Origin of the sequence: Pontibacter sp. BAB1700 (assembly GCF_000277005.1) — a bacterium.
GTDB classification, from domain to species: domain Bacteria; phylum Bacteroidota; class Bacteroidia; order Cytophagales; family Hymenobacteraceae; genus Pontibacter; species Pontibacter lucknowensis.
This window is the reverse complement of record NZ_AKIS01000055.1, coordinates 1-13260: the sequence shown is the minus strand read 5'-3', so window position 1 is coordinate 13260 and position 13260 is coordinate 1. Positions and strand designations below refer to the sequence as shown.

At 48.3% G+C, this 13260-nt stretch carries 12 protein-coding genes, 1 tRNA gene and 2 pseudogenes; 10 read left to right on the top strand and 5 right to left on the bottom strand.

Features of this window, described 5'->3' with window-relative positions; all coding sequences use genetic code 11:
- Positions 1-237, bottom strand: a pseudogene (locus O71_RS07625) (ABC transporter); the annotation flags it as partial.
- Positions 238-387: 150 nt separating this feature from the next.
- On the opposite strand from O71_RS07625, the gene O71_RS07620 reads away from it, so the two are divergent.
- The 8 genes and pseudogenes from O71_RS07620 (at position 388) to coaE (ending at position 6734) form a co-directional block, all read left to right on the top strand.
- Positions 388-1488, top strand: a complete 1101-nt coding sequence (locus O71_RS07620; protein WP_007655033.1) for a Glu/Leu/Phe/Val dehydrogenase — start codon at positions 388-390, stop codon at positions 1486-1488.
- A 233-nt stretch (positions 1489-1721) separates the two neighbouring features.
- Positions 1722-2861 carry a transcription antitermination factor NusB gene (gene nusB / locus O71_RS07615; RefSeq protein ID WP_237717759.1) on the top strand — a complete coding sequence of 380 codons (1140 nt, stop codon included), beginning with the start codon at positions 1722-1724 and terminating at the stop codon, positions 2859-2861.
- Between the two features lie 80 nt (positions 2862-2941).
- On the top strand, positions 2942-3244 hold the full coding sequence (locus O71_RS07610) for a YtxH domain-containing protein (protein WP_007655029.1): 303 nt from the start codon (positions 2942-2944) through the stop codon (positions 3242-3244).
- A 2-nt stretch (positions 3245-3246) separates the two neighbouring features.
- The gene (locus tag O71_RS07605) at positions 3247-4245 is read left to right on the top strand and encodes an isocitrate/isopropylmalate dehydrogenase family protein (protein ID WP_007655027.1); all 999 of its coding nucleotides are present in this window, start codon (positions 3247-3249) and stop codon (positions 4243-4245) included.
- A 25-nt stretch (positions 4246-4270) separates the two neighbouring features.
- Complete coding sequence (locus O71_RS07600) at positions 4271-4810, top strand: DUF1573 domain-containing protein (RefSeq protein WP_007655025.1); 540 nt, start codon at positions 4271-4273, stop codon at positions 4808-4810.
- Positions 4811-4843: 33 nt separating this feature from the next.
- Complete coding sequence (gene yajC, locus O71_RS07595; RefSeq protein WP_007655023.1) at positions 4844-5146, top strand: preprotein translocase subunit YajC; 303 nt, start codon at positions 4844-4846, stop codon at positions 5144-5146.
- 12 nt (positions 5147-5158) lie between these two features.
- Positions 5159-6136, top strand: coding sequence for a hypothetical protein (locus O71_RS07590; protein WP_007655021.1), 978 nt, complete (start codon positions 5159-5161; stop codon positions 6134-6136).
- A gap of 5 nt (positions 6137-6141) precedes the next feature.
- Positions 6142-6734, top strand: a pseudogene (coaE, locus tag O71_RS07585) (dephospho-CoA kinase).
- A 217-nt stretch (positions 6735-6951) separates the two neighbouring features.
- Here the strand turns inward: coaE and O71_RS07580 are convergent.
- Positions 6952-7026: transfer RNA gene (locus O71_RS07580), tRNA-Val, on the bottom strand.
- A gap of 203 nt (positions 7027-7229) precedes the next feature.
- Here O71_RS07580 and O71_RS07575 point away from each other — a divergent pair.
- Positions 7230-9728 (top strand): AsmA-like C-terminal region-containing protein, encoded by a 2499-nt coding sequence (locus O71_RS07575; protein ID WP_007655019.1) that lies wholly within the window; start codon positions 7230-7232, stop codon positions 9726-9728.
- 395 nt (positions 9729-10123) lie between these two features.
- Here the strand turns inward: O71_RS07575 and O71_RS21590 are convergent, their stop codons facing one another.
- Genes O71_RS21590 through O71_RS07565 form a run of 3 tightly spaced genes read right to left on the bottom strand, consistent with a single transcriptional unit; the run spans position 10124 to position 12519 of the window.
- Positions 10124-10714 carry a mechanosensitive ion channel family protein gene (locus O71_RS21590; RefSeq protein ID WP_071530857.1) on the bottom strand — a complete coding sequence of 197 codons (591 nt, stop codon included), beginning with the start codon at positions 10712-10714 and terminating at the stop codon, positions 10124-10126.
- Positions 10638-11282 carry a mechanosensitive ion channel domain-containing protein gene (locus tag O71_RS21585; RefSeq protein WP_192811650.1) on the bottom strand — a complete coding sequence of 215 codons (645 nt, stop codon included), beginning with the start codon at positions 11280-11282 and terminating at the stop codon, positions 10638-10640. The genes O71_RS21590 and O71_RS21585 overlap by 77 nt, the downstream gene beginning before the upstream one ends.
- A gap of 10 nt (positions 11283-11292) precedes the next feature.
- Positions 11293-12519, bottom strand: coding sequence for a Glu/Leu/Phe/Val dehydrogenase dimerization domain-containing protein (locus O71_RS07565; protein WP_007655013.1), 1227 nt, complete (start codon positions 12517-12519; stop codon positions 11293-11295).
- A gap of 492 nt (positions 12520-13011) precedes the next feature.
- Between O71_RS07565 and O71_RS07560 the strand changes: the two genes are divergently transcribed.
- The coding region (locus O71_RS07560) for a helix-turn-helix transcriptional regulator (RefSeq protein WP_007655011.1) at positions 13012-13260 on the top strand (249 nt) is incomplete at its 3' end.

Here is a 13260-nt window from a genome sequence, read left to right as displayed (position 1 = left end):
GATTACCCCATACACTAGTATGCTGCTGGCAAAGGTGTCGTAAACTGTTTCCTGCTGCGCCATACCCTCAAAAAGGTTGTGCAGGTTGATGCCCTCCTTGATCAGGTTAAAGGCATGGCGCACCACCTGGGCAGGCAGAATCTGGAAAAAGTTGGATATGATGATGAATACCAGGCCCCACAGGAGACGGTATTTATACTTGAGGAGATATTTATTGAGATAACGGAGTGATTTCACAGCAAGAATATGAAGCTCAGAGGCTTTTACGTAGACTTAGAAGGTACAAATTGAATTAATCAAAAAAAGAATTAATTTTGCAGCACGAAAAACGGGGTATCTGTTGCCTCGCTTCTACAAAGATAGAATAACCCTTAATCAAATTCATAAATGGTCGAACTAAAAGAAGTTGAACTGAAGAAAGACAAGTCGGTCTTCGGTCAGATATCAGAGTATAACCATGAGAAAGTAGTTTTCTGCCACGACAAAGAAACTGGTCTGAAAGCTATCATCGGTATCCACAACACAGTACTTGGCCCTGCCCTGGGTGGTACCCGTATGTGGTCATATGCTTCTGAAGCTGAAGCGCTTGATGATGTGCTGCGTCTTTCGAGAGGTATGACTTACAAAGCCGCTATCTCTGGCCTGAACCTGGGTGGTGGTAAAGCCGTGATCATCGGCGACGCCAAAAAAGACAAGAACGAAGCCCTGCTTCGTCGTTTCGGCCGTTTTGTTAAGAACCTGAACGGTGCCTATATCACTGCTGAGGACGTGGGGATGACTACTAAGGACATGGAGTACATCCGTATGGAAACGGAGCACGTGTCTGGTCTGCCTGAGTCAATGGGCGGTGGCGGTGACCCGTCTCCGGTAACAGCTTACGGTACCTATATGGGTATGAAAGCCGCTGCCAAGAAGGCCTACGGATCTGACTCACTGAGCGGCAAAAAAATCTCTGTACAGGGTGTTGGTCACGTTGGTGGCTACCTGGTAGAGCTGCTTGCCAAAGAAAAGGCTCAGATCTTCATCACAGACATCTACGAAGACCGCCTGCGCGAAGTATCTTCTAAGTTCAACGCCCAGATCGTGGGTATGGACGAGATCTACGACCTGGACGTGGATATCTACTCGCCATGCGCCTTGGGTGGTACCATCAACGACAACACACTGGGTCGCCTGAAGTGCCAGGTAATTGCGGGCTGCGCAAACAACCAGCTGCGCGACGAGGCCGTTCACGGTCCTGCGCTGGTAGAGAAAGGCATCGTATACGCACCGGACTTCCTGATCAATGCGGGTGGTCTGATCAATGTGTACTCTGAGCTGCAGGGCTACAACCGCGAGAGCGCCTATGCACAGACAGAGCGTATCTACGGCTATACCCTGGATATCTTCGAACTGGCCGAGAAAGAAGGCATCTATACGCAACTGGCCGCCACTAAAATGGCTGAGAAGCGTATCAACAGCATCAGCAAAGTAAGATCTACTTTCTAATGTCCTTCTATTGAAAAGATGATAAAACAGAAGTGCTGCATTAACCTGTGGCACTTTTGTTTTACACTTACCCTGTTTTTAGCGAATTGGCTTACCTTTTCGTATAAAATTACTATAGCAATAAGCTGCTATACCTGATGTTTCGGCATTAATTAAGAGTACTAATACATTTCAACCAACACGTTCTTTAAAATACCATTATGCTCAACCGCAGAACACTTCGAATCAAGGCTATGCAAGCCATCTATGCCTACAAACAGGCCGAAGGTTCGGATTACCAGCTGGCACTTGACCAGATAGCAGACGACTTCGCTCCAGACCTGAACTCTATGGAAGTGCAGGATCGTAAGCTGCTTGAAGGCCGTAAACAGATTGCTCAGCTGCTCTTCAAAGAGTGGCACGAAACCGGCCAGTTCGAAACAGAAGAGACCGACAAGGAGATAATAGATGCGGTAAACAGAGCGATCGTATTCTACCAGAATACCCTCAAAAAGGACTACAAGCATTACAGCAACCAGATGATGGGCGCTGTGGAGCGTATCTACGACCACTACCTGGGCACATTGCAAATACTGCAACTGCTGAACGAGTTGGTGGAAGACGAAGAGGAAAAGAAAGAGAAGCGTTTCACGGAGGCTAAAGGTCCGGACGTAAAGCGTTTCCTGAACAACCGCGTGGCACAGCGCATCCTCAGCAACAAGTCCTATCAGGAAAACATCATCCGCCGCAACATCAGCTGGGGTTCTGACATCAGCGAAATCCGTGCGGTTTATAAGAACATCCTCAAGCAGGATGAGGTCTTTCTGAACTACCTCGCACTACCTGAACCTACCCTTGAAGAGGACCTGGAGGTGGTGAAACATATTTTCAAAAACATTATTTTTAAAGAAAAAAACTTACAATCTTTGTTTGAAGAGCAGGATTTGAACTGGGTGGAGAATAAATCCATCGTGAAAAGCCTGGTCAACAAGACTGTCAAGATGTTTGGCGAAGAGACCGAAGAGGAGCCCGTGCTACTGGACCTCTCGGCCAACTGGGAAGACGATAAAGCCTTCTTTGAAGAGCTCTACCACCAGACACTGCAGGATGACGAAAAGTACGAGGCCATGATAGCCGAAAGCGTGAAGAACTGGGATGTGGAGCGTGTGGCCCTGCTAGACAAGATCATCCTGAAAATGGCGCTTTGCGAAATGCACATCTTCCGAAGCATACCCGTGAAAGTGACCATCAACGAATACATTGAGATTTCGAAGCTGTACAGCACACCTAAGAGCAAGCAGTTTGTGAACGGTGTACTGGACAAGATGGCGCAGGAACTGACCTCGAAAGGAGATATTCGTAAGTCAGGCCGCGGTTTGATCGACAACAAATAAGGTATAGTGCGTCTTTAAGCCCCGATATACCGTAATAGGGGAAAACGACATACCTAATATATAAGTATAGAGATAATCCTATGAGCAAAACGAGCAATATACTGTTTTTCGTTTCCGGAGCCGCTGTGGGAGCTGCAGCTGGCATCCTGTTTGCCCCTGAAAAAGGGAGAGAGACACGCAGCTGGCTAAGCTACCGCCTTGAAAAGTATCGCGACACCCTTTCAGACCTGCTGGAAGAATTGGTGGAGGATCGTAACCTGGTGCCTACTACTGCCAAGTCAGAAGGACAGCGTGTGATACAGGATGCCAAAGACAAAGCCGAGAAGTTACTGGGCGATGTCGACTCACTTATCAACGAGATTAACAGCAGGAAAGAAATATAAACATGAGAGAGATTACACTGATTCCCGGCGACGGGATTGGACCAGAGATCACAGAAGCCGTTAAAGCCATTTTCAGCGCTGCAAACGTACCTGTAACCTGGGAAGAGGAAAATGCAGGACAGACCACCTTCGACTCGATCGGTGAGCTGATTCCATCTACACTGATTGCTTCGCTTAAGAAGAATAAAGTGGCTTTGAAAGGCCCTATCACAACGCCAGTAGGCAAAGGTTTTAAGAGCATCAACGTGCAGCTGCGCCAGATGTTCGACCTGTACTCCAACGTGCGCCCTGCCAAGACTACACCTGGCGTAAATACCCGCTTCGAGAACGTGAACCTGGTACTGTTCCGCGAGAACACCGAAGGCCTGTACTCTGGGCTGGAGATGTTTGACGAGCGCCTGCAGATCTCTGACTCTGTGGCCCGCCTGACACGTGTGGGTTGCCGTAAGATCATCCGTGCTGCGTTTGAGTATGCCAACAAGCACAACTGCAAAAAGGTAACGGCTGTACACAAGGCCAACATCCTGAAGAGCGCGGGTGCCCTGTTCCTGAGCGAAGCTAGTGAAATTGCAAAAGAATATCCGCACATCCAGTACGACGACAAGATCATCGACAACATGTGTATGCAGCTGGTGATCAAGCCGGAGCAGTTTGACGTGATTGTGACCACAAACCTATTCGGTGATATACTGTCTGACCTGTGCGCGGGCTTGGTAGGTGGCCTGGGCGTAGTATCCGGCGCGAATATCGGCAACGACATGGCTATTTTTGAGGCTGTACACGGATCTGCTCCTGATATTGCAGGCCAGGGTAAGGCAAACCCAACTGCCCTGTTGCGCTCTGCCATCATGATGCTGCATCACATCGACCTGAAAGAAGAGGCAAACCGCATTGAGACGGCCCTTGACGCTACGCTTGCTAACCGCGAGCAGTGCACAGGCGACTTAGGTGGTAATGCCAGCACCATGGAATTTGCACAGCACATCATTTCGAAACTATAATCAACTCAAAAGCTGTTTAACTGATATGAAAAAGAATTTCTTATTTGCCCTAGCACTTGGCGCTGCCATGACAGTGACCAGCTGCGATCAGAACAACACAACAGAAGCAGAGGCAACAGCCGCTGAGACAACTGCTACAGCCGAACAGCCACAGCAGATCGACAACCCGAACGTGGTGCCGACCAGCCAAACGACCAGCACTGAAAATGCAGCTGTTATGACGTTTGAGGAGTCTGAGTACGACTTCGGTACGATCAAGCAGGGAGAGGTGGTAGAGCATACCTTTACATTCACTAACACAGGCAAAACGCCATTGGTGATTGAGAGTGCGTCTGCCTCTTGCGGCTGTACTGCACCTGACTGGACTAAAGATCCTGTAGCTCCAGGTCAGAAGGGTGAAGTGAAAGTGCGTTTCGACAGTAACAACAAGGCTGGCCAGCAGGCGCCTACCGTTACGATCCGTGCCAACACGGAGCCTAACATTGTTCGCATTGCGATGAAAGGCAATGTGGCTACATCAAGCATTCCGACTGCAGGCGCTGACGGCCCTGTAAGACTCAACTAATAATCACTCTTAAACAGAGCGTACAACCTTTTTATGCAAACGATATTCCTCCAAGCCGCACCAGATGGTGGCATGCTGCCACAACTCCTGATGTTCGGCGCTATTATCCTTGTTTTCTATTTTTTCATGATCCGTCCGCAGCAGAAGAAAGCGAAGGACCAGAAAAAATTTCGTGAAGAGCTTACAAAAGGCATGCAGGTCGTGACAATAGGCGGACTGCATGGTCGTTTAACAGCAGTAAACGATGACACCGTAGAGATAGAAGTAGACAAAGGCGTACGCCTGGTGTTTGAAAAATCTGCTATCTCACTGGAAGCCACTGCAAAAGTGAAATAAGGATAAGAAACCTTGTCGTTTGAGAAAGCCCGAAATATCATTTTATGGTTTGTAAGGCCGTTTAAGCCCCAAACAGAGCACTACTGGCGAATTGTAGTGCTCTGTTTTGTGGCGGCCTCTACTTTCTGGCTACTCAATGCCCTCAACAAAAGCTACTCTACCCAAACCACCTACCCGGTGCGTTTTGTATTCAATGATCAGCGCTTGGTACCGATCAACCCGCTGCCTGAAGAGGTAGCAGTTAATGTCACCGGCCGGGGGTGGAAACTCCTCCGCAAAGCACTTCGGGTAGAGGTACAGCCTGCCGAGATCTACATCCGTAACTTGCCCCGCAACAATTATCTGCTTGGCTCTGCCCTGCGTCCCGCTCTGGTGAATGCCATGGATGGTCTGCAGCTTAACTTTGTTGTAACTGATACCCTTTTCTTCAACTTCAACGAGAAGGTAACGCGCCGTATCGCGTTGCAGCTCGATCCTACGCAGAAAGTAACAGGTGAACGCCATGCGATGCTGCGCCCTGTTCGCATTGATCCTGACACTATCACCTTCCGAGGGCCGTCTTCCATGGTCGACAGTTTGCCGAGCCCTTTCGTGTTGCGACTGCCTATTACTAATATGACTGAGTCGGCCAAGATCGTTGTGCCCATCGAATATGATAATAAGTCGCTGGTAAAGTCCGATATAACAGAAGCCACGGTGTCAGTCAGGATTAGACCCCTGCAGCAGCGGGAACTCCAGGTAACCCCAGAGATGGTGAATGTGCCTTTAAATACAGATGTGACCTTACGACCGCAGGTGGTGTTGATTCGTTATCTCGCCCTAGAAGACTCAGGAGCTGTTATCAATTCAGAAGCATTCAAAGCCATTGTAGACTTTTCAAGGTATAACCGGCAGGACTCTACGGTGGTGCCTGAACTGGTGCAGAAGCCCGCCGGAGCCCGCAACATCATGCTCTGGCCTGAGCGCATCAAAGCCGTTTTACAGAAGTAGTTTTTATGCTCAAGATAGGTATAACCGGAGGGATAGGGGTAGGCAAAACAATAGTGTGCCGCCTGTTCCAAGTATTAGGTGTACCTGTGTATGACGCTGACACCCGCGCCAAGTGGGTGATGCAACATGATCCTGCGCTAAAGCTTGAATTGCAAGAGGCTTTTGGGAGGGAAACTTATACTTCAGAGGGCCAACTGAACCGCGCTTATCTGGCATCGGTGGTGTTCAATAACCAGGAGAGACTAGAGAAGCTGAATGCCTGGTGCATCCACATGTGGGCGCCGACTTTGAGCATTGGGCTGCGTCGAATGCTAATGCCCCCTATCTGATCAAGGAAGCCGCGCTGATGTTTGAGTCGGAGTCGTGGCGGCAGATGGATGAAATTATTGTCGTGACTGCTCCGCTGGAGGTGCGCCTTAAGCGCCTGCTTAAGCGTGACCCACACCGTACGGAAGCTGATATAAAAGCGATTATCAGCAAACAGCTAAGCGAAGAAGAGAAGATTGCCCGGGCACAGCACATTGTCTACAACGATGATCAGCAACTGATCATCCCGCAGGCACTCAGCCTGCACCAGCAGTTTTTAGATAAAGTATAAGCAACAATTTGAAGCAATACAGGTATAGGCCAGCCGATAACAGGTGTGGCCTTTTTTGATTTAGCTACTTCGTGCTAAGTGTTTGGCATACCAATACACCAGGATGGGCGTTAAGGTATAGAAGGTGGTTTGATGAGGGATAGGTATAGCCTTGAATATCAAGCTAAACAGAAAAGCATAGACATAAAAAAAGGACAACTTTACAGTTGTCCTTTTGTGGGGCGTACTGGATTCGAACCAGTGACCCCCTGCTTGTAAGGCAGGTGCTCTGAACCAGCTGAGCTAACACCCCGTTTTATCGTTTCGTTGACCTGTTGTCCCCGTTTGATGATGCAAATATGGGGCGTTTTTTTGGAACTGCAAAACATTTGGAAAAAAAATCTTAAAATTTTTTTTCGTGCCCTCGGGCCTATTGTGCACGTGTGAATACTGCAGTACCTTTAGCTTTTGTAAGATGCTTAAAATCTGAACTTTCTCTTGGGACGAAATCGTGTTGTGAAAAAAGTGCTATTTTATATCGCCCTGGCAGCAGTGGCGATTACAGGCATTTCGGCGGGCTTGGTGTATGCGTATCAGGATAAAATAATCGCCTTGTTTGTGGCCGAAGCCAACAAGCACATCACAACAAAGGTAGACGTCGGTAAGATTTCGCTCTCCCTCTTCGATAAGTTTCCACAGGTGGCCGTGGCGCTTGATCAGGTAAACGTGCATGAAGGTATAGCAGAGAGTGACTCGTCGCTGGCTCGGGCCGAGAAACTGTATTTCACCTTCAGTGTGTTTGATATCATCCGGGGTAAATATGATGTGAAGCAGCTATACCTGGAGAACGGCTCTATTCATGTGCGTGTACTGAAAAACGGGCAGGCCAACTACCACATCATTGCAACTGATTCCAGCGACTCTTCCGGCGATTTCGCTTTCAATCTGGAAAAGATCAATCTGAGCCAGGTCGCCGTACGCTATACCGACCTGCAGTTAAATCACTACATTGAAGCCGATGCATCGCAATTGGTTGCCGCTATGGCCATCACAAATGACGAGGTAGCGCTGGAAACGAAAGGTAATGCCACTATAAGCACGATCCGGATAGGAGAGAGTGAGTACTTTAAAGAAAAGGCTGTTGCACTGCACACAGCCCTTACCATTAATCGGGTAGCGCATACTATTGCCTTAAAGCCATCAGTAGTGCAGGTGGAAGGCGCCGCCTACGAAGTCGGCGGACAGATCGCCTATGGCGGTACGACAGAACTGGATTTGCAGCTGCAGGGTAAGGACACTAATATACAGTCGCTGCTCTCGCTGTTGCCCCAGCAGATCACGCGTGAGTATAGCCAGTACCGCAGCGAGGGCGATGTCTTCTTTAAAGGTACCGTGCAAGGCAAAGTGTCAGCCAAGCATAACCCGGAAGTGGCTTTTGAGTTTGGCGCCCGGAACGCATCTTTCTTTCATCCTGACACAAAGCAGAAGATTGAGGGCCTGCACCTGGACGGATACTTTACAAATGGTAGCGGAAAAAGCTCCGCAACATCGTTGCTGGAGCTAAAAAACCTGAAAGGCGTGCTGAATAAGCGGCCTTTTGAGGGGAGTCTGACCTATCGTAACTTTAATAACCCTTACCTGGCCTTCAGTGCCAAAGGTATGTTGGATGTGGGCTATGTAGTCAGTCTGCTGCAGCTCGATGAAGTAAAAAGCGGTAGTGGCCTGGCCGATGTGCGCATCGCCTTTGCAGGTAACCTAAAGGAGTTTAAGGCAAGACCAGGCAACAGCACCCTGAACACAAGCGGAGATATTACGCTGCACAACGTAATGCTGAACCTCAAGGAAATGCCGATGCCACTGAAGAGCCTGAATGGCAACTTCATTTTCAAGAAGAATGATGTGGCGGTATCGGACTTTAGGGGCCAATTGGGAGATTCTGACTTCGTGTTGAATGGTATGTTTCGCAATGTCATGGCCTGGTTGCTGCTTGACAGACAGCGCCTGCTCGTGGAGGCAGATTTCAGTAGCCAGTACCTGGATTTTGACCAACTGCTTAGCGAAGAACTGAATACCCCAGCCGATGCCAGGCAAACCAGTAGCGGCGCCTATAAGTTTAACATTTCACCAGATATCGCCTTCGACCTGAGCGCCACTATCCGGCAGTCGAAGTTCAGGCGCTTCAGAGGAGAGCACATCAAAGGAGAGGTAAAGCTGCGTAACCAAATCGTGTCGAGTCCCAATATCTCGTTCAATGCCATAGGAGGCAACTTTGCCGTGCGCGGTAACCTGGATGCCCGCAACCGTGACCACATCAAGGTGAGCACAGCCACCAAGCTAAGTAATATGAGTGTTGATAGCTTGTTCTATGTTTTCGAGAACTTTGGGCAAAGCTTTATTTCCGATAAGCACCTGCGAGGTAAACTAACGGCCAACATTGTGTCGGACGTGTATTTTGATAGTCAACTAAATGCCAAGACGGACCTGATGCAGGCCGAAATTGCCGCTACCGTGCGCGACGGACAGCTGATCAACTTTGCTCCGATGCAGAAGATGTCCGCCTTCGTAAAGCGGTCAGAGTTGGCGAATATGAAGTTTGCGGAGCTAAGCAACAATTTCTGGATACAGCAGCGCACCATCTTCATTCCCGAGATGGACATTCGTTCCAATCTGTCGGCTATGCCTTCAGTGTCCATCTCGGGAACCCATACCTTTGATCAGGACATGGACTACCGCATCAAGCTGCCGTTGTCCAAGGGGAGCCGCCCTGACCGTGACAGTGTATATGGGGTGGTGGCAGATGATCCGGATGCAGGGAATAGTTCGCTTTTCCTGACCTTACGCGGCAAGGAGAGCGACTTTAAGCTAGCGTATGACAACGAGCGGGTGCGTGAGAAAATTAAAACAGACCTGAAGCAAGAAGGACAGGAGCTAAAGGACCTGCTGCGTGGCAAAAAGCCAGTAAAGCAGGAGAAGAAAGTGGAGTTGCAGGAAGGAGAGTATTTCGACTTTGACTAGGGCTATAGTATAGCGGCTATACCTGGTAAGTGTTCGTACGGATGAGGTTATCTCAAACAGGTATAGGTGGGGTGTTATTGCAGGTGTAAGTGTAGTATTTCAAAAATTATATTTTACTTACATCCCTTGTTAATGGTCGTTTACCTTGCTAAATTGGATGTTTGTTAAAAAAATACTGTTGATTGTATAACCTGGCTGGTATTCGGTCGTTAGATAAAACAAAATTACAATAATGATTTGCGTTGATTTTTGGGAATAGATGTAAAAGTTACTGTAAGCTTCCTTGGTAAGATCCAATAATGGTGAAAGAGGGGCTGCAGTTTGAAAATATAAGGGTGAAAAAAAAGCCGGAGTTTCTCCGGCTTTTTTATTTATAGCTGTGTAAGTACTCCTACTTATTGCAAGTCAGAGGGAGGAAAATGAGCCGTCTCAGGGGCCTGCGGAGCATTCCGCTTATTTTCCTTGTATACATGCAGTGTCTGCGTAGGAAAAGCAAAGTCGGCACCGTGCTTCTCTACTACTTCCACGATCTTATAGGCAACTTCTTCTTTGATATTAATGAACTCGTTCCAATCCAGAGCTTCCACAAAGTAGAGTACCATAACGTCCTTAGAGCTCGCTCCAAGGTTCTGAAAGCGGATGCGGCCGTCCAGGTTTGTCTGTGGGTGGCTGTCGATGTACTCCTGCAGCTCGCTGGTGATAGCCTTTATCTGAGCTGATGTTGTGTCGTAGGTCAGGTTCACGTCAAACTGTACTCTCCGGAAAGTGCGCAGGCTCAGGTTGTTGAGTGGCTTGTCGATCATGCTCTTGTTGGGCACGGTCACGAAAGTCTTCTCCAGGGTGCGTATACGGGTGCTTCGGAACCCTATCTTTTCAATCACACCTGTTACGCCACCTACTTCCACCAAGTCACCTACTACAAAAGGGTGGTCCAGGAAGATTGTGAAAGAGGCGAGCAGGTTTTTCCAGACTTTCTTTGGCGGCAAAGGCAATGGCCAGACCACCTACACCCAAACTGGCTACAATGGCCGCTACGTTCACTCCGAAAACCGAACCCAGCACCACCAGAAAGGCAAATATATAGATGATGACTTTGGTAAAGTCCTTAAAGAACGGCAGAAGCTGATCGTCGAGCTTGGAAGCGGTGCGGCTGGCTCTGCGCTGGAATACAAGCCCAAAGAAATCGATGAAGCGTGTAATAACCCAGGTAATGGCTGCAATGATGAAGATTTGATAGATGCGAAATAGGGCTATCTGCAGCATAGGGCCGCCGATGTATTCTATCCCGGATGGAAACTTCAGCACATTAACAGCCAGAAAAAGAAATACCAAAAACACCACCATCTCCAGCGGCTGTATCAGGAAGCGCTTCAGACTAGCCTGGCCTTCCTCGTCTGCAAAGCGCTTCACCACCCTGAAGATGATGCCGGTAATCAACCTGGACAGCAGAGTCTTAAAAATATAACCGATCAGCAGGATAGTGACGAACAAAAGGTAAGCCGCTACCGTGTTGCCTAAAAACTCATAGGAAAGATATATCCTTATATCGTCCATAAGCATCATATTATAGCAGTTGGCTAAGTGCTATCTCAAAAGAAGTCTTGGCGATCTCTGTTTTTGCCTGGTTCTTGGTGTGGGTTCTCTCCAGTGCCTCCCGAATGACGCGGGAGATATCATGGAAGATGGCGTCATCGGTGATTTCCACTTCGTTCTCCATTAGGTAAGCAAACACACGGGCCATACCGCAGTTAGCGATAAAGTCAGGTATAACGGATATGTTTCGATCGGCGAACTCACCGGTAGGACCAAAGAAAATCTCCGGATCCTGGAATGGCACGTTGGCCCCGCAGGAGATTACCTCCAGACCGCTGGCGATCATTTGCTCAAGCTGTCCGCGAGTAACGAGGCGCGATGCAGCGGCAGGTATAAAGATCTCGGCAGGAAGTGACCAGATGCGGTTATTCATCTCCTCAAACGGGACCAGATTCTCGGTGTAGAGTGCATTGCCCTGCCGGCCCAGGAACAGTTCTCTGATTTCTTCAAAAGTGAACCCTTCTTCATTGATCAGACCACCCGCCCGATCGATAATGCCAACAATTTTAACGCCCTTACCTGCCAGGTAGAAGGCAGCCGCCGCCCCTACATTGCCCCAGCCCTGTATGATGGCACGTTTACCCTCAAACGAACCACCCCATATGGTATAGTAATGGCAAATAGCCTCGGCCACGCCATACCCTGTAATCATATCAGCCACGGTATACTTGCGAGCAGCAGCCGGAGTGTAAGCCGGGTCTTCGATTACTTTGATCACTCCTTGACGGAGCTGACCTATTTTGTTGATCTTTTGGGGCTCGGTTGCATTGAAGTGTCCGTTTACAACGCCTTCCTGCGGGTGCCACAGGCCGTAGTCTTCTGTAATTGGAATTACTTCATGTATCTCGTCCACATTAAGGTCGCCACCGGTTCCGTAGTAGCTCTTCAGGAGCGGAATAACGGTCTTATACCAGCGCTCTAGCACACCACGCTTGCGCGGGTCGGCCGGGTCGAAGTTGATTCCCGACTTGGCTCCTCCGATAGCAGGACCGGATACGGTGAACTTCACCTCCATGGTTTTGGCTAATGACTCTACCTCGCGCTTGTCCAGACCTTTGCGCATACGGGTGCCACCACCTGCCGCACCACCGCGCAGCGAGTTGATCACAACCCAGCCTTCGGCTTCGGTTTCAGCGTCTTTCCACTCAAATACTATCTCAGGGCGTTTATTCTCAAATTTTTCGAGAAGCTCTTTCATGGGTTTGTTTGTAGTTAAGGGTTTACAGACCGCAAAGGTACAAAAATACATCGGAGCGTACAGACCCGCGAAATCCTAATGCTCCCCAGAGGTTAGGATTGTACTGTGCTGGGAATGCGCGTTACGACACTAAATTTTTGGTAAAAGGAAGTCAGGTTGTACAATTCACGGAGGGAGTCAATCGGGCAAGGGCCATATAGTAATCTATTAACATTAAGTATTTTATATATCCAATTTTAATTTTTATACGTACATCTACTCAATTCAGCATTCAGGATGTGTCTGACAAGGAGTGTGTTGTGTTATGGGAGCCTTCAGAAGAAAATTTTAAAAATCCTTTGAAGCTACATCAGCCAAATGTCGCTGTTGCCGTATATATCTTAATATGAATTGTATTGTTTAAATGTATGTAGAAACTGTTAGGTATAATTATTAATTATGAAAAGTTTGTTGTCTAGAATTGAATCTAAAAAAATAGATAAGGCGGCCGCCATGCTCAAAGTACTGGCGCACCCGAAAAGACTGGCGATAGTGGACTTGCTTGGCAAGGAAGATAAAATGACTGTTACGGAAATTTATAAGTATCTGGACCTGCCACAAGCTATTGCTTCCCAGCACTTGATTACGCTGAAGGATAAAGGTGTGCTCTCTTCTTTTAAGGTAGGCACCAAGATTTACTACTCCCTTGCCATACCAAAGCTAATCGACGTGATCGATTGCCTGGAAGAATGTTGCATTGAT